The sequence below is a fragment of the Paraclostridium dentum genome, from assembly GCF_012922555.1.
Lineage (GTDB): Bacteria > Bacillota > Clostridia > Peptostreptococcales > Peptostreptococcaceae > Paraclostridium > Paraclostridium dentum.
Genome location: NZ_WIPK01000024.1, coordinates 1 through 18,987, shown reverse-complemented (window position 1 = coordinate 18,987; position 18,987 = coordinate 1). Strand labels below are relative to the sequence as shown.

Genomic DNA, 18,987 nt, shown 5'->3' with positions numbered 1-18,987 from the left:
CGCTTGGGTCATAAAGCTGAGAAGATGCTTTAAATGACCACTTCGCTGCAAACTAAATATCAACCACTTTTTGTTGTACTAAAATATAAAAGGATTGCGCTTATACGAGAGTGGATTAAATGATTTGAATGACCGCTGTGCTACAAACTAAATATCAACCACTTTTTGTTGTAGAAAATAAAGAAGAATTACGCTTGTACGATATGGTATGAAATAATTAAGAGCGGATGATTTTATGTTTCACGTTAAACGAGATACATTTTGCTTTTAATAGTTTAATATTTAAAATAATTGCACATAAAGCCTTATATTAATTGCATATAAATTATTAAAATGATATGAGGTAGGTGCTTAGATATGAAGGTATATGATAGTAATAATATAAGAAGTATAGCTATATTAGGCCATAGTGGATGTGGAAAAACAAATTTAATTGAAGCAATGGCATATACTTCTAAAACTACAAATAAAATGCCTAAACTAACAGATAAGATAAGTATGACATATAGTATGAATTTAGTTCCTATAGAATATAGAGATTACAAATTAAATTTACTAGATACTCCTGGATATTCTGATTTTACAGGAGACGTTATATCAGCTATAAGTGCTAGTGATGCTGCCGTTATAGTCATAGATGCTACTACTAGCATTCAAGTTGGAACAGAAAAAGCACTAGAACTTGCAGGAGAATCTATACCTAAACTTATATTTATAAATAAAATTGATAATGATAAATCCAGATATAAAGATTTAATTGAAGAACTAAGAGATAAATATAGTAACAAAATAGTACCTATGTATATGCCTATATATAATGGTGAGGAATTTATTAAGCTACATAATATCTTTGAAAGCGATTCAGATTTATGTGATGAATTTAAAATACAAGTAGAAGGAACAAGAGATGGATTATTAGAGTTAATAGCTGAAACAGATGATGAATTATTAGAAAAATATTTTAGTGGAGAAGATTTGACAGAAGAAGATATTAAGAGAGGTACAACTATAGGTATTCAAAATGGGGATATAATACCAGTTATATGTGGATCTACAATAAAGAATGTAGGTACAGAGGAGATATTAGGAATTATATCTAGCTATATTCAACCTAAGTGTGTATATGAAAATGATAAGTTAAATGGAAGCATATTTAAAACTATAGTAGATCCTTTTATAGGAAAAATGTCATACGTTAAAATATTACAAGGAAACATAAAAAAAGATGTAGAAGTATATAATGTAAATAAGTCTGTAAAAGAAAAAATTTATAATATATATACTATGAATAATAACGAGTTATCTGAGATACAATGTGCTAATGCAGGTGATATAGTTGTTATGACTAAGGTAAACTCATTGCAGACAGGAGATTTTATATCTATAAATAAAAATGATAAAGCAGATGAACAACTCAACTTCCCTAAACCTCAAATATATTTTGCATTACAAGCTAAAAATAAAGGTGACGAAGACAAAATTAGTGCTGTTTTAAGTAAAATATCAGAAGAAGATCCTACGATTACATGGAGTAGAAATGTAGAAACTAAACAAGTTTTAATTGGTGGGCAAGGTGAGCTTCATATAAATATAGTTAAAAATAAAATGAAAGAAAAATTTGGCCTAGATGTAGACTTAACAGATTTAAAAGTTGCTTATAGAGAAACTATAAAAGGAAAAGCAGACGTCCAAGGTAAGCATAAAAAACAATCTGGAGGACATGGACAGTATGGCGATGTTAAAATAAGGTTCGAGTATTCTAAAAATGATTTTGAATTTGAAGAAGATATATTTGGAGGATCTGTTCCTAAACAATATATACCTGCAGTTGAGAAGGGAATAAGAGAATCTATGTCAAAAGGAATACTAGCTGGATATCCAGTTACTAATATAAAGGCAACGCTTTATGACGGATCTTATCATGATGTAGATTCTTCAGAAATGGCTTTTAAATTAGCGGCTAATATAGCTTTTAAAAAGGGAGTAGAGCAAGCAGTACCCGTTCTTTTAGAACCTATAATGAAATTAACGATAGTAGTTCCAGATGAATATATGGGAGATGTTATGGGGGATATAAATAAAAAAAGAGGAAGAATATTAGGCATGGAACCTACTAATAATGGTAAACAAGTTATTTATGCAAATGCTCCACAAGCAGAAACATTTAAGTATGCTATAGATTTAAAAGCTATGACACAAGGTAGAGGTTACTTTGAAATGGAACTTGATAAATATGAGGAAGTTCCAACACAAATTGCACAAAAAATAATATCTAACTCTGAAATTAATTAATTTATAAATTTAATTAAAGAAATCCTAGGAATATAATTCCTAGGATTTCTTTATATTATTGAAACAATAAAAACTATTAGGGCATATAGTATATATATATCTAATATTAAAATTGAGGAGGGACTATATTGTACTTTGACAAATTTTCTAAGGTAGCTCAAAAAGCGATAGATATATCTATAGAGTATGCAAAAGAGTTTGGGCATAGAGTGGTTGGTACAGAACATTTATTGATTGGTTTAATTAAAGAGAAAGAAGGAACAGCTTCTAAGGTTTTATTAAAATTAGGGATGGATGAAGATATAATATGTGAAAAAATTATAGATATATATGGAATAGGAATTAATGATAGTACAGATGATATTTTTTTAAGTCCTAGAAGCAAAGACGTATTAGATAACTCAGCTATATTTGCAGAACAATTTGATAGTATTCTTATAGATACTGAACATATCTTGTTAGCAATTTTACAAGAAACAGATAGTTTAGCAGTGAAAATTCTAAGTATGAATAATATAACTGAGCAAGTCATAATTAAATCTTTCATAGAGGTATCTAGACCAGAAACAAGTATAATACTTTTTAGAGATGAAAGTAAAACCGAAGAACCTAAGAAAGAAAAGGAAAAATTAAATATTCCTACACTTGAGAAATATGCAGTTAACCTAAATGAATATGCAAAGAGTTCTAAACTAGATCCACTAATTGGTAGAGAAGATGAAATGCAAAGAATTATTCAAATTTTAAGTAGGAGAACTAAAAATAATCCTATATTAATTGGTGATCCTGGAGTAGGAAAGACTGCTATAGTAGAAGGGTTAGCAATTAATATAGAAAGCAACAAAGTACCTAGTTCCCTTCAAGGAAAGCTTATATACAGTTTAGACATAGGAGGAATGCTTGCAGGAGCTAAGTATAGAGGTGAGTTTGAAGAAAGAATAAAGAAAGTAATAGAAGAAGTTGTCAAATCTGATAACATTATATTATTTATAGATGAGATGCATACTATAGTAGGAGCAGGAGCAACAGGAGAAAATTCTATGGATGCATCTAATATACTAAAGCCAGTATTATCAAGAGGAGATATACAAGTTATAGGTGCTACAACTATAGATGAATATAGAAAGAGTATAGAAAAGGATACTGGATTAGAACGAAGATTACAACCGATTTTAATTGAAGAGCCAACTAAAGAGGAATCAATCAAAATTTTAAAAGGATTAAAAGAAAAATACGAAAATTTCCATGGCGTAAAAATAACAGAAGAAGCAATAAAAGCGGCAGTTGATTTGTCAAGTCGATATATTGTAGATAGATATCTACCAGATAAGGCAGTTGATATAATTGATGAGTCTGCATCTAGAATCAGAATGAAGAATTTAAAATTAAAAAATAATAAACCTACAGTTAATAGTGAAATAGTTACAGAGGTAATAGGTTTATGGACTGGAATACCTATAAGTAAAATAGTTAAATCTGAAGGAGATAAATTGCTAAACTTAGAATCTATACTTCATCAAAGAGTTATTGGGCAAGATGAGGCTGTAAATGCTGTATCAAAAGCAGTTAGAAGATCTAGAGCAGGACTAAAAGATCCCAAAAGACCAATAGGATCATTCTTATTCTTAGGGCCTACAGGTGTTGGGAAAACAGAATTATGCAAAGCATTAGCAGAAGCTCATTTTGGAAATGAAAATCAAATTATTAGGATAGACATGTCAGAATATATGGAAAAACATTCAGTTTCAAAGCTAATAGGATCTCCTCCTGGATATATAGGGCATGATGATGGAGGTCAATTAACCGAAGCTGTAAGAAGACATCCGTATACTTTAGTTTTATTTGATGAAATAGAGAAAGCACATGAAGATGTGTTTAATATATTACTTCAAGTATTAGATGAAGGAAGACTAACTGACTCTAAGGGAAGAACTGTAGATTTTAAGAACACACTAATAATTATGACGTCTAATATAGGTGCAAAAAGTATAAATAAGCAACAAATAATTGGGTTTTCAGCTTCTGAAAATAAAAATGTAATTGATGAAAATTATAAAGCTATGAAAGAAAAAATTTTATCAGAAGTTAAGAATAGATTTAAACCAGAATTTATAAATAGGATTGATGATATAGTGGTTTTCCATAAATTAAATATAGATAATTTACATGAAATTTCTAAAATAATGCTTAGCAATTTAATAAGTAGATTAAATCAACTTAATATTAGCTTAGAAATTTCAGATGATGTTTTAAATCTTATATCTAAATATGGAATAGATTTAGAATATGGAGCTAGACCTCTAAAAAGGGCTATTCAAAAAGAAATAGAAGATGTATTAGCAGATATGATATTGAGTGAAGATATAAAAAAAGGAGATAATATAGTAGCTAAAGTTGTTGAAGAAAAAGTTATATTTGAAAATAAATGATTAAAAATAAAAAAAAATTAATCTTAAAACTACTTTTTTTATTGGAAATTACATTTAATTCTAAACTGATGATAAATGTAATTTCCGAGCTATGCATTTTATTAAAAACTATGTTTTATAAGTATATAATCAACTTAAATTAAGTGAATTTTTTTATATATTATAAATTTAACATATTAATAGATATATATGATAAAATTAATAATATATAAAAAATTACATAAGGGTGAGTTTATAAATGGCTAAAATAAAAACTAAATATGTGTGTCAAGAATGTGGGTATGAGAATAGCAAATGGCTAGGAAAATGTCCAGAATGTAGCAAATGGAATACATTTGTCGAAGAAATAGAAGAGAAAACTTCAAAATCAAATAAAGAAGTTTTTGTTATAGATAAATCATCATCTAGACCTTTAAATATAAACTCGATAGAAACTATAAAAGAGCAAAGATTTTCAACTTGCATAAACGAGTTAGATAGAGTTTTAGGTGGAGGAGTAGTTAAAGGATCATTAGTTTTAGTCGGAGGGGATCCAGGTATTGGTAAGTCAACATTACTTATACAAGTTTCAAGTAATGTTGCTAATAGCGGTAAAAAAGTTTTATACATATCAGGAGAAGAATCTGCATCTCAAATAAAAATGAGGGCTCAAAGATTAGGAATAAAGTCCGATAATTTATATATATTTGCTGAAAATAACTTAAGTATAATAGAAGCTCACTTAGAAAGTGTAAATCCAGACTTAATTATATTAGACTCTATACAAACTGTTTTTAGTCCTGAAATTACATCTGCTCCAGGTACTGTAAGCCAGATAAAAGAAGGTACTTCGAGATTTATGAAAATTTCTAAAAAAATGGGTATATCAACCTTTGTAGTTGGACATGTAACTAAAGAAGGTGCACTAGCAGGACCTAAGGTATTAGAACATATGGTAGACACTGTATTATATTTTGAAGGAGAACGATTCAATACGTATAGATTGATAAGAGCTGTAAAAAATAGATTTGGGTCTACAAATGAATTAGGTGTATTTGAGATGCGAGAAGTAGGATTAGTTGAATTAGAAAATCCATCTAAAATACTTATAGCCGAAAAACCAAAAGATGTAGCAGGGTCTATAATTATATCTACAGTAGAAGGTACTAGACCAATGCTTTTAGAATTACAAGCATTAGCATCACCTACTAGTTTTGGAATTCCTAAAAGAACGGCTACAGGAGTTGATTATAATAGAGTATCATTACTTATGGCTGTTCTTGAAAAGCGTGTTGGTATGCAAATACAAAACCAGGATATATATATAAATGTTGTTGGAGGAATAAAAATTAATGAGCCGTCTATAGATCTAGGCATAGTTATGGCTATAGCTTCTAGTTTTAGAAATATACCTATAGATGGGAATGTAGCAATTACAGGAGAAGTAGGGTTAACAGGAGAAGTAAGAGCGGTGAGCTTTATAGAAAAGAGAATCGCAGAATGTAAGAAGCTAGGATTCACTAAAATTGTTATTCCAAAGAGCAATTATGAGGCTGTTAAAGATGTAAAAGGGATAGATATATGTCCAGTAGATAGTGTAAGACAAGCTATAAATATGGTATTAGGAGGAAATAGATAAAATGGATGATTTTTTTAGTGGAAAAAAAGCAATTAGAACGCTAAAAATGATATCTCCTGGTACAGACCTTAGATTGGGAATAGACCATGTTTTAAAGGCTAAAACAGGAGGACTTATTGTAATTGCCGATAGCGATGAGGTTATGAGCATTGTTGATGGAGGGTTTGCTATAAATGCAGAATATTCTCCAGCATACTTATATGAGTTAGCTAAAATGGATGGAGCTATAGTTTTAGGTTCGGATATAAAGAAGATACTTTTTGCAAATGCTCAACTTATACCAGATTACTCAATTGAAACAGCTGAAACTGGGACAAGACATAGAACTGCTGAAAGAGTTGCAAAACAAACAGGTGGAATAGTAATAGCTATATCTCAAAGAAGAAATGTCATAACTGTATATCAAGGGGATAAGAAATATGTAGTAGAAGATATATCAAAGATATTTACTAAAGCTAATCAAGCATTACAAACTCTAGAAAAATATAAGTCTGTTTTAGACCAAGCTATAATAAGTTTAAATGCACTAGAATTTAAAGATTTCGTAACTTTGTATGATGTTGTACTCGTAGTTCAAAAGATAGAAATGGTTATGAGAGTGACAAATATAATTGAAAAGTATATAGTAGAATTAGGTGTGGAAGGTACACTTTTAAGTATGCAGGTTGATGAGCTAATGGGAACAACTAAAATAGATCAAAACCAAATACTAAAAGATTATAAAAGAAATGATATGAATTTAGCTGAATTTAAGAAAAAAATTATATCATTATCATCAGAAGAGTTACTTGATTTAGCAAATATAGCAAAAATGTTAGGATATACAGGTTTCTCAGAGAGTATGGATATGCCGATTAGACCAAGAGGATATAGAATATTAAATAAAATACATAGATTGCCTAGTGCTATAATTGAGAATTTAGTTAATTATTTTGAAGATTTTCAGGATATACTATGTGCAACAATTGAAGATTTAGACGATGTTGAGGGAATAGGTGAAATAAGAGCAAAATATATAAAAAATGGACTTATAAAAATGCAAGAATTATCACTTATAGATAGACATATATAATATATTATGTCAAATTTGAAACAATATTGTGCTTGAATATAGTTAATAGTTTGATTATAATAAGAAAATATTAAGGAAAAAATATAGGGGGTGAAAATTTGGTATCTAAGATAATAAGAGCGATACTTACATTAGTAGGATTCGTGTTAGGTATGACAACGTATATATCATTAGTTCAAAAATTTCCTCAAATTTCGTTAGGATCAGAGCTATATGTATTTATAATTTCTATAGTTATTGGAGTAGTAATAGGTTTTGTATTCTTTATAATAGCTCCTTGGATTATGAACAAATCTAGGAAAATAGCAAAAGCTATGGATAGGGAAATTTCTAAATATCCTCAAACAGATATAATATTAGGTACTATAGGGTTAATAGTTGGTTTTGTTATAGCTTATCTTGTAAGTCAATTAATATTGATGTTAAAGATACCTGTAATAGGAAGCTTACTATCTTTATTTACATATGTATTTTTAGGTTATTTAGGTAGTAGAATAGCACTAAAGAGTAAAGATGATATTTTTAACTTAAACAAGTTAACTAGATTATCAGTAAATAAGGACAAGAATTCTAAAAAAGAAGAAAAAAGTATACCACCTAAAGTTCTAGACACTAGTGTTATTATAGACGGTAGAATTGCTGAAATATGCCAAACTGGATTTATAGAAGGTAAGCTTGTAATTCCTACTTTCGTTCTAGATGAATTAAGACATATAGCAGACTCTTCAGATGACTTAAAAAGAGTTAGAGGTAGAAGAGGATTAGATATACTTAACATAATTCAAAAAGAATTAAATATTGAAGTTGAAATAAGTAACAGAGATTTTGATGATATAGCAGAAGTTGATGCAAAATTATTAAAGTTAGCTGAAACACTTGGGGGTAAAGTTGTTACAAATGACTACAATTTAAACAAGGTAGCTCAAGTTCAAGGTGTTGAAGTTCTTAATATAAACGAATTAGCTAATGCAATTAAACCAGTAGCGATACCTGGTGAACATATGATAGTTCAAGTTGTTAAAGAAGGTAAGGAATCTAATCAGGGTATAGCCTATTTAGATGATGGTACTATGATTGTAGTAGATGGTGGAAAGAAACATATGGGAGAAACTATAAGTGTTTTAGTTACATCGGTATTACAAACACCAGCAGGAAGAATGATATTTGGAAAACCTAAAGTTGATTAGTTAAAAGTCTTCAGGATAAAAGTTCTGAAGGCTTTTTTTGATAAAGTGAATTGAATTTTTTAGTTTATTAAAATTTAATTATTACTATGGTAAAATATATTTAAGTTATTTATTCGTATTGTAAGAGGTGAGTTTATGAATGGCGTTGTAATAGTAGCAGCAGGAACTGGAAGTAGAATGAAGAAAGATATAAATAAGCAATTTATAAAGCTAAAAAATAAGGAAATTGTAGCACACACTATAGAGAAATTTTATAATAGTGAAAATATAGATGATATAGTTGTTGTTATAAGAGAAGATGAAGAAGAATACTTTAATAAAAATATTAAAGAGAAATATGGATTTACAAATATAAAAGTAGCACATGGAGGAAATGAAAGACAAGATTCTGTGTTCAATGGAATAAAAATGTTAAAAAAAGAATGTGATGTAGTACTAATACATGATGGTGCTAGACCTTTTGTAACAGATGATATAATAAAAAGATCTATAAATAAAGCAAATGAGCATAATGCTATAGTTGTTGGAGTTAAGGTAAAAGATACAATAAAAGTAGTAAGTGATAATGGAAATATTGTAGATACTCCAAACAGAAGTTATTTATGGGCGGTACAAACTCCTCAGGTTTTTAAATATGATATTATAACAAAAGCATACGAAGATGCATATAATAACAATTATTATGGAACTGATGATGCAATGTTAGTAGAAAGAATAGGTTATAATGTTAAAATGATAGAAGGGTCATATAATAATATAAAAATAACGACACAAGAAGACTTAGAATTTGGAGAGCAAATTTTAAAAAATATATAATTTCGGAGGATAAAAAATGAGAGTAGGAATGGGATATGATGTTCACAAGCTAGTTGAAAATAGAAAGTTAATACTAGGTGGAGTTGAAATAGAACATGAAAAAGGATTATTGGGACACTCAGATGCAGATGTTTTACTTCATGCGATAATGGACTCTATACTAGGGGCATTAGCACTGGGGGATATAGGTAAGCACTTCCCTGATACAGATGAAAAGTATAAAGGTGCAGACAGTATGAAATTATTAGAACATGTATATAATTTAATAAAAGAAAAAGGGTATGCTATTGGAAACTTAGATGCGACAATTATAGCACAAGCCCCTAAAATGGCTCCACACATACAAAAAATGAGAGAAAATATAGCAAGAGTTTTAAATACAGATATAAACAATGTAAATGTTAAAGCAACAACAGAAGAAGGATTAGGTTTCACAGGAAACAAAGAAGGAATTTCATCGCAAAGCATTTGTTTATTAATTAACATTGACAATTAGAAATAAATTCTATAAAATTATTATAAATAATGTATCAAAAAGTTCACCAAGAACATAATAGTAGGTATAACAAAAGCTTACTAAAATGAAATTAGATACGTTGACAATGTATATTAATTGCTATAAAATATAATCAATTATTTATAATTAAAAAGCTAAGAAGAGAAATAGTAAAAGATAGTATTTTTTACAGAGAGGAAACGCTTGGTGAAAGTTTCTAAAAATTATTCTTTGAACCAGTCTCAGAGCTTAAGAATGGTAAAAAGTTCTTACGGGAAGGACCGTTATATCCTATAAAGAGAGTTGATAAAATTGCTTATCAATTAACTAGAGTGGTACCGCGGAAATATAACCTTTCGTCTCTATATAGAGATGAAGGGTTTTTTTGATTATAAAAAAATTCAATAGGAGGAAGAAAATATGAAAATGTCAAGAATGTTTATGCCTACTTTAAGAGAGGTTCCAGCAGATGCAGAAATAACTAGTCATCAGTTAATGATGAGAGCTGGTATGATAAAGAAAATGTCATCAGGGGTATACAATCAATTACCTATGGGAATAAGAGTTTTCAAAAAAATAGAAAATATAATAAGAGAAGAGTTAAATAAAAAGGGATGTCAAGAAATACTATGTTCTGCATTAATTCCAGCTGAATTATGGCAAGAGTCTGGAAGATGGGATGTAATGGGAGCAGAAATGTTTAGATTAAAAGATAGAAATACTAGAGATTACTGCTTAGGACCTACTCATGAAGAAGTTTTCACAGATATAATAAGACAAGAGATTACTTCATATAAACAATTACCTTTAAACTTATATCAAATTCAAACTAAATATAGAGATGAAAGAAGACCCAGATTCGGAGTAATGAGAACTAAGTCTTTCACTATGAAAGATGCATATAGCTTTGATACTGACGAAGCTGGATTAGATAAATCATATCAAGATATGTATGATGCATATACAGAAATATTTAGAAGATGTGGATTAGAAAATAGTCCAGTTCAAGCTGATTCAGGAGCTATAGGAGGATCAACTTCAGCAGAGTTTATGGTTAAATCTCCAGTAGGTGAAGATGAAATAGTATTCTGTACTGGTTGTGATTATGCAGCAAATATAGAAAAAGCTAATTCAGTAGACGATTTAAAAGCTAAAGAAGAAATGAGAGAATTAGAACCAGTTCATACTCCAGGAGTAACTACTATAGAACAATTATGTGAGTTCTTTAATACAACAGCAGATACATTTGCTAAAACATTAATATATGAAGCAGATGGAAAGACAGTTGTTGTTTTAGTAAGAGGAGATAGAGACGTTAATGAAGTTAAAGTTGCTAATGCTATAGGTGAAGTTATAGAATTTGATTTAGCAAGAGAAGAAGTAGTAAAAGAATTAACTAATGCTGAAGTAGGATTTGCTGGACCAATAGGAATGAAAGCAGATTATGTATTTATAGATAAAGAAGTAGCAGAGCAAAGTAACATAGGGGTTGGTGGAAATAAAACTGATTACCATATAAGAAATGCTAACTTTGGTAGAGATTTTGATGGTGTAGTTGGAGATTTCAGAAATGTACAAGAAGAAGATAAATGTACATGTTGTGGTGCTCCACTTGAAATAGCTAGAGGAGTTGAAGTTGGTCATATATTCAAATTAGGTACAAAATACTCAGAAACTATGGGAGCTAAATTTATAGATAAAGATGGTAAGAGTAAACCAATAGTTATGGGATGTTATGGTATAGGTGTTGAAAGAACTGCAGCAGCAGTTATAGAACAACACAATGATGACAATGGTATAGTATGGCCTTTAGCAATAGCTCCATATCATGTAGTTGTAGTTCCTGTAAATATAAAGAAAGCTGAGCATATGGAAGCAGCTGAGAAGATATACAATGAATTAACAGCTATGGGAGTAGAAGCATTATTAGATGATAGAGATGAGAGAGTAGGAGTAAAATTCAAAGACTCTGAATTAATAGGTATACCTATGAGAATAACAGTAGGTAAAGATATAACTGATGGAAAAGTTGAGTTTAAATTAAGAGACGAAGCAGAAAAAGAGTTAATATCTTTAGAAGAGATAAACGATAAAATAAAAGCTGAATTTGCTAAAAATGAAGTTAAGTTAGGATAGTTTAAATTAAAATAGTATATATAATCCACGAAGTTATTAACATTTTGAATAAAATGTGGATATATATACTATTTAATTTTGTATAAAAATACAATTATCCACAGGTGGAAAATTTAAAAATTAGGGTAACTATAGTAATAGTAATATAAAGTTTTTATTATAAATAATTATTAAGTTTGGTATTATAATAGATATTAAGATTATTTTAGGAGGTAAAGTTATGAATGTAAGAGTAAGATTTGCTCCAAGTCCAACAGGATTTGTTCATATAGGTAGTTTAAGAACTGCATTATACAATTATCTATTTGCAAAAAGAATGGGTGGAGAATACATATTAAGAGTTGAAGACACTGATAGAACTAGAATTGTTGATGGTGCAATAGAAAATATGCTAGAAGCAATGTCATGGGCAGGAGTTAACCATACAGAAGGAGTTATGTTAGATGAAAATAAAAATGTAACTCAAGTTGGACCATACGGACCATATATACAATCTGAAAGATTAGACATATACAAAGGTTATATACAAGAATTATTAGATAGTGGAAAAGCATACTACTGTTTCTGTTCAAAAGAAAGATTAGATGAAGTTAGAGAGCAACAAAAAGAAGCTGGAGAAACTCCAAAGTATGATGGGCATTGTAGAAATTTATCAAAAGAAGAAGTAGAAGCTAAATTAGAAGCTGGTGAAGAACATGTAATAAGATTAAAATTACCTGAAAATCATGTTATAAAGTTTACTGATTTAGTAAGAGGAGAAACTGAATTTAACACTGATGAATTAGATGATCAAGTACTTATAAAAACTGATGGATTCCCAACATACCATTTCGCAGTTGTTGTAGATGACCATATGATGAAAATAACACATGTTATAAGAGGAGAAGAATGGATATCATCTACTCCAAAACATGTATATTTATATGAAGCATTTGGTTGGGAAGCTCCTACATTTGTACATCTTCCAAACATACTTAATAAAGAAAAGAAAAAATTAAGTAAAAGACACGGAGATGTTGCTGTAGAAGACTTCAAGAGAAAAGGATACTTACCAGAAGGATTAGTAAACTATGTTGCTTTAGTTGGTTGGTCTCCAGAAGATAATCAAGAATTATTTACTATGAAAGAATTAGAAGAACACTTCTCTGTTGAAAGAGTTTCTAAGAGTGGAGGAGTATTTGATACAGATAAATTAAATTGGGTTAATCAACATTATATAAAAGATGCTTCAGATGAATATATAACTGATTTAGCAATACCTTTCTTAATAGAAGCTGGATACATAACAGAAGAAGATGCTAAAAATAGATATGAATTTGTAAAATCTATGGTTTCTGTTGTTAAAGAAAAATTACAATATGTAAAAGAAGTAACAGATCACGTAAATATATTCTTTGGAGACAAAGTAGAGTTAGAAACAGAAGAATGTCAAGAATTCTTAAAATTAGAGCATATGCCAAAATTAGTAAATGCATTAGAGGAAAAAATTAATGCTGCAGACGAAATAAGTGAAGAGTTCTTTAAGGCAATGTTTAAAGAAATACAAAAAGAACATGCAATAAAAGGTAAAAATTTATTCATGGGAACTAGAATAGTATTAACTGGACAAATGCATGGTCCAGATTTACCAAAAGCAGCTGCTGTTATAGGTAAACAAACATGTTTAAATAGAATAAAATATGTAAAAGAGAACTTATTATAGTAAAAAATCTCACCTTTATATTAGGTGAGATTTTTTTTATGTAGTTTTTTGAAGAAAGATTACAATCCAAAAATAAAGGAATTTTGAACAGTTAAACTAAATATATTTTAAATAGTTTATTATTAAAATAATGTATATTTTTAGGAGGATTGTATGAGTATAGATATTAACGAAATAAAGGAGGAACTAGATCAACTTTGTAAAGACTACGTAGACATAGTTAGTAAAATGAAAAACAATAAAATCATTAATGATGATATATATTTAAATTGTGTATCTAATAAAATAGAATTTTTAGAAAAAAATGAGATGGTTAAAACTAAATAGTTTGTTTATAAAAGCCCGAGGGTATAATAGTAGTACTATTAATTCGAGCGAATATAAATTATAATAGATTATATAGTTAGATTTATAAATTAAACAATGGTGAGGTGAATATTATGAAGTTATACAATACGTTAACTAGGACAAAAGAAGAATTTGTACCAATAGAAGAAGGAAAGGTAAAGATGTATGTTTGTGGACCTACAGTTTATAACTTCTTCCATATAGGAAATGCTAGACCCTTTATAATATTTGATACATTTAGAAGATATTTAGAATATAGAGGTTATGATGTAAAATATATTCAAAACTTTACTGATGTAGATGATAAAATAATAAAAAGAGGTAATGAAGAGGGAATAACTCCGGAGCAAGTTGCTGATAAGTACATAGATGAATATTTTAAAGATGCAGATGGATTAGGAATAAAAAGAGCTACTGTTCATCCAAGAGTTACTGATAATATCAATGAAATAATAGAATTTATAAAAGAATTAGAAGAAAAAGGATATGCTTATGCAGTAAACGGAGAAGTTTACTTTGATACTCAAAAGTTTGAAGGATATGGAAAATTATCTAAACAAAATCAAGAAGACCTAGAAGCAGGAGCAAGAATAGAAGTAAACTCTCAAAAAAGACATCCAATGGATTTCGTATTATGGAAACCTAGAAAAGAAGGGGAGCCAGGATGGGAAAGTCCATGGAGCGTAGGTAGACCAGGGTGGCATATAGAGTGTTCTGTTATGTCTAAGAGATACTTAGGAGACACTATAGATATACATGCTGGAGGTCAAGATTTAGCATTCCCACATCATGAAAATGAAATAGCTCAAAGTGAAGCTAGAAGTGGAAAGACTTTCTCTAACTACTGGATACACAATGGATATATAAATATAAATAATGAAAAAATGAGTAAGTCTAAAGGTAACTTCTTTACAGTAAGAGATATAGCAGATAAGTATGATTTAGAAGTTGTAAGGTTCTTTATGCTATCAGCTCATTATAGAAATCCAGTAAACTTTAGTGATGAAATGCTATCTCAGTCAAGATCTGGATTAGAAAGATTATACAACACAAAAGAAAAATTAGAATTTACATTAAACAATTTAAAAGTAACAGATATAAAAGAAGACGAAAAAGGTTTAAGCGAAGAATTAAATTCATTTAGAGAAAAATTCATAGCTGCTATGGATGATGATATAAATACAGCTGATGCTATAAGTGTTATCTTTGAATTAGCTAGATTTATAAATACTAATGTAAATGAAGAATCATCAATAGAGTTTGCGAAGAAGTGTCTAGCTGAGTTTGAAGAGTTAACTAATGTTTTAAATATAGTTAATAAAAAACAAGAAGAAGTTTTAGATGCTGATATTGAAAAGTTAATACAAGATAGAGTGGATGCAAAGAAAAATAAAGATTTTGCATTAGCAGATGAAATAAGAAATAAGTTATTAGAAATGGGAATTGTTTTAGAAGATACAAGACAAGGAACTAAATGGAAAAGGGTGTAATAATGGAAAATGTAAACTTAGCTACGGTATCACCACTGGTTCTTGCTTATTTAGGAGATACTGTATATGAATCACATATAAGGGAGTATCTTATAAATAGAAATGTAAACAAGAAAGTTAATGATTTGCATAAGACAGCTATAAAATATGTAAAAGCTAAGGCTCAAGCAAATGTGATTCTTACTATTGAAGAATCATTGACTGAAGAAGAACACAGAATATATAAAAGAGGACGTAATCAAAAGTCTCATACTACACCTAAAAATGCGGATATTATAGACTATAAAAATGCTACTGGATTTGAAGCTTTAATAGGATATCTTCATATGAAAAAAGATTATGAAAGATTGAACTATATAATTCAAAAAGCAATTGAAATAACAGAAGAGAGCATATAATAAAAAAGAGCTATCTCTATGTAGAGATTAGCTCTTTTTATGCTTATGTAAAAATTTATGTTAATCTAAAAAACTCCATTTTTAGACGAAATAATGTATAATAATATAATAAACTATTAAAGGAGGTACACACATGAAAGTTAAAGTAATAGCACATACACCTGAACCAGAAAAGGTGATATCAATGGCAGCAAAATTATGTTATTCATCTGTAGGAGTAGATGAAATAGAACAAAATTTAACTGATGAAAGTGTAGAAAAATTTTTAAATATGTTAATAAATATAGGGCATGAATCTCCGTTAGAGCATGTCACATTTACATTTGCTGTAGAAGGGATATCAAGAAGCTGTTCACATCAAATTGTTAGACATCGTATAGCAAGTTTTTCTCAACAAAGTCAAAGATATGTTAAGCTAGATCAATTTGAGTATATAGTTCCTCCTGAAATAGAGAGTATCGAGGAAGCTAAAGAACTATTTATAGATGCTATGAATAAAGATCAAGAAGCTTATGATAAATTAGTGGATATCTTATTTGAAAAACATTATAATAATTTAATTGAATCTGGAAAAAATGAGAAGGAAGCTAAAAGAAATGCAGAAAAAAAAGCAATAGAAGATGCAAGATATGTTTTTCCTAATGCATGTGAAACGAAAATGGTATTTACAATGAATACTAGAAGCTTATATAACTTCTTTAATCATAGATGTTGTGAAAGAGCACAATGGGAAATTAGAGAGTTATCTATAGAAATGTTAAGACAGGTAAGATTAATAGCTCCTATATTATTTAAGAATATAGGGCCAAAATGTATAAAAGGACCTTGTCCAGAAGGAAAAATGACTTGTGGAAATATTGTTCAAGTAAGAGAAAAGTTTAATAATTTATAGGCGGTGAAGAGTTTGGCAATTATAGAAGGTAGAAATCCAGTTATAGAAGCTATAAAAAACGATAGAGAAATAGATAAAATAATGATAGCGAATGGGGCTAAAGAAGGCTCTATAAAAAAGATAACTGCAATGGCAAAAGAAAAAAATATAATAATACAATATGTAGATAGAAATAAGTTAGATGAAATAAGTACTAGTCATTCACATCAAGGTGTAATAGCTAATGTTAGTGAATACAAATATTTTGAACTAGATGATTTAATTCAAAATGCAAAAGATAAGGGCGAAGACCCATTTTTTATAATATTAGATGAAATAACAGATCCTCATAATTTAGGGTCAATAATAAGAACAGCTGATGCTGTAGGTGCACATGGAGTTATAATTCCAAAGAGAAGATCAGTTCATATAACACCTACAGTTGCAAAGGCGTCTGCAGGGGCTGTAGAGTACGTACCTGTTTGTAAGGTAACTAATATAGTTAACACAATAAAAACATTAAAAGAGCACGGTCTATGGATTGCAGCAGCAGATATGGATGGACAAACATTTTATGAGCAAAACCTAACAGGTCCTATAGGTCTAGTAATAGGAAGTGAAGGGTTTGGTATATCAAGGCTTGTTAAAAAGAATTGTGACTATATAGTAAAAATGCCTATGGTAGGAAATGTTACTTCACTAAATGCATCAGTTGCAGGAAGTATACTTTTATATGAAATATTCAAACAAAGAATAGGCTCTAAATAAGGTAATGAAAAGAAAGTTTAATCATTATCTAATAATTGATGGATATAATATTATAAATGCGTGGGAAGAACTTAGACGTATTTCAGTAGAAGATTTAGATGCATCTAGGGAAAAATTAATTGATATAATCATTGAATATGCAGAATTTTCAGGCCAAAAAGCCATTGTTGTTTTTGATGCATATAATGTTAAAAGCTCTATGGAAAAAATAGAAAATAGAAAATATATAACAGTGGTTTACACAAAAGAACATCAAACAGCAGATAGTTATATTGAAAAATATATAACATCTTTATCTAAGTATGATGTTGTTAAAGTAGCTACAAATGATTATGCTGAACAGCAAATAGTATTAGGTAAAGGAGCATCTAGAATATCAGCTAGAGAGCTTAAAGTAGACATAGAAGACGCTAAAAACAAGATAAGAAGTAAGCAAATAGGGTCAGAGCGCAAAATTCAAAGAAATTGGTTAGAAGATAGATTAGATAAAGAAACTTTGTCGAAACTTGAGAACATTCGTAGAAACCGTTGAAATTACTAAGTTTAATAAACTATAATATACCTATGAAATTAAGTAATGGGGGATAGTAAAATGTTAGTAGCTAAAGAAAATAATTTTGGATTTATAAATAATTCTCAGCAAGATGAATATGAAATAGTATTAAAAGCAAACAAAGGGGACACAATAGCACTGGAGTATATAATTACCAAGTATAAAAACTTTGTTAAATCAAAGGCAAAGTCATACTTTTTAGTAGGAGCGGATAAAGAAGACATAATCCAAGAAGGTATGATAGGACTTTACAAAGCTATAAGAGATTTTGACGGTACTAAAACAAACTCTTTTAAGTGTTTCGCAGAGATATGTATAACAAGGCAAATTATAACAGCAATAAAAACAGCAACAAGACAAAAACATATACCACTTAACTCTTATGTATCTTTGAACAAGCCTATATATGATGAAGAATCAGATAGAACTTTATTAGATATAATAGCAACAAGTATAATTACTGATCCAGAAGAATTAATAATAAGCAAAGAGGAACTTAAAAATATAGAATCAAAGATGAATGAAATTTTAAGTAAGTTGGAGCTAGAAGTTTTAGAATTGTACTTAAATGGCAAGTCTTATCAATACATAGCAGATAAATTGGATAGAGATGTTAAGTCTATTGATAATGCGTTACAAAGAGTGAAGAGAAAATTGGAAAAATATCTTGAAAACAGAAATAATTAATAGTAAAATACTTAGCATAAGCTTAATGTAAGCATTAACAAATATACAAAGGGAGGAATTCAAAATGGCTAAAGCTAAATTTGAAAGAAACAAGCCACACGTTAATATAGGAACAATAGGTCAC

16 protein-coding genes and 1 other annotated feature are annotated in these 18,987 nt (G+C 29.1%); all 16 genes read left to right on the top strand.

What is annotated here, in order from left to right; genetic code table 11:
* Positions 1 to 357: 357 nt before the first annotated feature.
* The gene (locus GFJ41_RS17220; RefSeq protein ID WP_035119055.1) at positions 358 to 2,292 is read left to right on the top strand and encodes an elongation factor G; all 1,935 of its coding nucleotides are present in this window, start codon (positions 358 to 360) and stop codon (positions 2,290 to 2,292) included.
* Positions 2,293 to 2,420: 128 nt separating this feature from the next.
* Positions 2,421 to 4,721, top strand: coding sequence for an ATP-dependent Clp protease ATP-binding subunit (locus GFJ41_RS17215; RefSeq protein WP_206001588.1), 2,301 nt, complete (start codon positions 2,421 to 2,423; stop codon positions 4,719 to 4,721).
* A gap of 238 nt (positions 4,722 to 4,959) precedes the next feature.
* The gene (radA, locus tag GFJ41_RS17210; protein ID WP_025162202.1) at positions 4,960 to 6,339 is read left to right on the top strand and encodes a DNA repair protein RadA; all 1,380 of its coding nucleotides are present in this window, start codon (positions 4,960 to 4,962) and stop codon (positions 6,337 to 6,339) included.
* Between the two features lies 1 nt (position 6,340).
* Positions 6,341 to 7,411, top strand: a complete 1,071-nt coding sequence (gene disA, locus GFJ41_RS17205) for a DNA integrity scanning diadenylate cyclase DisA (protein WP_170075914.1) — start codon at positions 6,341 to 6,343, stop codon at positions 7,409 to 7,411.
* Positions 7,412 to 7,509: 98 nt separating this feature from the next.
* Positions 7,510 to 8,598 (top strand): PIN/TRAM domain-containing protein, encoded by a 1,089-nt coding sequence (locus GFJ41_RS17200; RefSeq protein ID WP_021431481.1) that lies wholly within the window; start codon positions 7,510 to 7,512, stop codon positions 8,596 to 8,598.
* Between the two features lie 135 nt (positions 8,599 to 8,733).
* The gene (gene ispD, locus GFJ41_RS17195) at positions 8,734 to 9,414 is read left to right on the top strand and encodes a 2-C-methyl-D-erythritol 4-phosphate cytidylyltransferase (RefSeq protein ID WP_035119051.1); all 681 of its coding nucleotides are present in this window, start codon (positions 8,734 to 8,736) and stop codon (positions 9,412 to 9,414) included.
* 16 nt (positions 9,415 to 9,430) lie between these two features.
* Positions 9,431 to 9,910 (top strand): 2-C-methyl-D-erythritol 2,4-cyclodiphosphate synthase, encoded by a 480-nt coding sequence (gene ispF, locus GFJ41_RS17190; protein ID WP_021428178.1) that lies wholly within the window; start codon positions 9,431 to 9,433, stop codon positions 9,908 to 9,910.
* A 148-nt stretch (positions 9,911 to 10,058) separates the two neighbouring features.
* Positions 10,059 to 10,277, top strand: a binding site (T-box leader).
* Between the two features lie 53 nt (positions 10,278 to 10,330).
* Positions 10,331 to 12,046, top strand: a complete 1,716-nt coding sequence (locus GFJ41_RS17185; protein ID WP_170075913.1) for a proline--tRNA ligase — start codon at positions 10,331 to 10,333, stop codon at positions 12,044 to 12,046.
* Between the two features lie 220 nt (positions 12,047 to 12,266).
* Entirely contained in the window at positions 12,267 to 13,748 is a 1,482-nt protein-coding gene (gltX, locus tag GFJ41_RS17180; protein ID WP_170075912.1) for a glutamate--tRNA ligase, read from the top strand.
* A 153-nt stretch (positions 13,749 to 13,901) separates the two neighbouring features.
* Positions 13,902 to 14,075, top strand: a complete 174-nt coding sequence (locus GFJ41_RS17175; protein ID WP_021428173.1) for a hypothetical protein — start codon at positions 13,902 to 13,904, stop codon at positions 14,073 to 14,075.
* A 113-nt stretch (positions 14,076 to 14,188) separates the two neighbouring features.
* Positions 14,189 to 15,586: a cysteine--tRNA ligase gene (gene cysS / locus GFJ41_RS17170; protein ID WP_170075911.1), complete on the top strand. Its 1,398-nt coding sequence runs from the start codon at positions 14,189 to 14,191 to the stop codon at positions 15,584 to 15,586.
* On the top strand, positions 15,571 to 15,984 hold the full coding sequence (locus tag GFJ41_RS17165; RefSeq protein WP_025162206.1) for a Mini-ribonuclease 3: 414 nt from the start codon (positions 15,571 to 15,573) through the stop codon (positions 15,982 to 15,984). Before cysS ends, GFJ41_RS17165 begins: the two co-directional genes overlap by 16 nt.
* A gap of 133 nt (positions 15,985 to 16,117) precedes the next feature.
* Positions 16,118 to 16,876, top strand: a complete 759-nt coding sequence (gene thyX / locus GFJ41_RS17160) for an FAD-dependent thymidylate synthase (protein WP_021428179.1) — start codon at positions 16,118 to 16,120, stop codon at positions 16,874 to 16,876.
* Positions 16,877 to 16,888: 12 nt separating this feature from the next.
* A complete protein-coding gene (gene rlmB / locus GFJ41_RS17155) occupies positions 16,889 to 17,623 on the top strand; it encodes a 23S rRNA (guanosine(2251)-2'-O)-methyltransferase RlmB (RefSeq protein ID WP_021428166.1) in 735 nt (244 codons plus the stop codon).
* 4 nt (positions 17,624 to 17,627) lie between these two features.
* Complete coding sequence (locus GFJ41_RS17150; protein ID WP_170075910.1) at positions 17,628 to 18,155, top strand: NYN domain-containing protein; 528 nt, start codon at positions 17,628 to 17,630, stop codon at positions 18,153 to 18,155.
* A 60-nt stretch (positions 18,156 to 18,215) separates the two neighbouring features.
* Positions 18,216 to 18,863, top strand: a complete 648-nt coding sequence (gene sigH, locus GFJ41_RS17145; RefSeq protein WP_021428164.1) for an RNA polymerase sporulation sigma factor SigH — start codon at positions 18,216 to 18,218, stop codon at positions 18,861 to 18,863.
* Positions 18,864 to 18,987: the final 124 nt, after the last annotated feature.

Excerpts from the sequence above, each read along its gene's own strand:
- GFJ41_RS17220 (WP_035119055.1), top strand. The coding sequence starts at position 358 with ATGAAGGTATATGATAGTAATAATATAAGAAGTATAGCTATATTAGGC.
- radA (WP_025162202.1), top strand. The coding sequence starts at position 4,960 with ATGGCTAAAATAAAAACTAAATATGTGTGTCAAGAATGTGGGTATGAG.
- disA (WP_170075914.1), top strand. The coding sequence starts at position 6,341 with ATGGATGATTTTTTTAGTGGAAAAAAAGCAATTAGAACGCTAAAAATG.
- ispD (WP_035119051.1), top strand. The coding sequence starts at position 8,734 with ATGAATGGCGTTGTAATAGTAGCAGCAGGAACTGGAAGTAGAATGAAG.
- ispF (WP_021428178.1), top strand. The coding sequence starts at position 9,431 with ATGAGAGTAGGAATGGGATATGATGTTCACAAGCTAGTTGAAAATAGA.
- GFJ41_RS17185 (WP_170075913.1), top strand. The coding sequence starts at position 10,331 with ATGAAAATGTCAAGAATGTTTATGCCTACTTTAAGAGAGGTTCCAGCA.
- gltX (WP_170075912.1), top strand. The coding sequence starts at position 12,267 with ATGAATGTAAGAGTAAGATTTGCTCCAAGTCCAACAGGATTTGTTCAT.
- GFJ41_RS17175 (WP_021428173.1), top strand. The coding sequence starts at position 13,902 with ATGAGTATAGATATTAACGAAATAAAGGAGGAACTAGATCAACTTTGT.
- cysS (WP_170075911.1), top strand. The coding sequence starts at position 14,189 with ATGAAGTTATACAATACGTTAACTAGGACAAAAGAAGAATTTGTACCA.
- GFJ41_RS17165 (WP_025162206.1), top strand. The coding sequence starts at position 15,571 with ATGGAAAAGGGTGTAATAATGGAAAATGTAAACTTAGCTACGGTATCA.
- thyX (WP_021428179.1), top strand. The coding sequence starts at position 16,118 with ATGAAAGTTAAAGTAATAGCACATACACCTGAACCAGAAAAGGTGATA.
- GFJ41_RS17150 (WP_170075910.1), top strand. The coding sequence starts at position 17,628 with ATGAAAAGAAAGTTTAATCATTATCTAATAATTGATGGATATAATATT.
- sigH (WP_021428164.1), top strand. The coding sequence starts at position 18,216 with ATGTTAGTAGCTAAAGAAAATAATTTTGGATTTATAAATAATTCTCAG.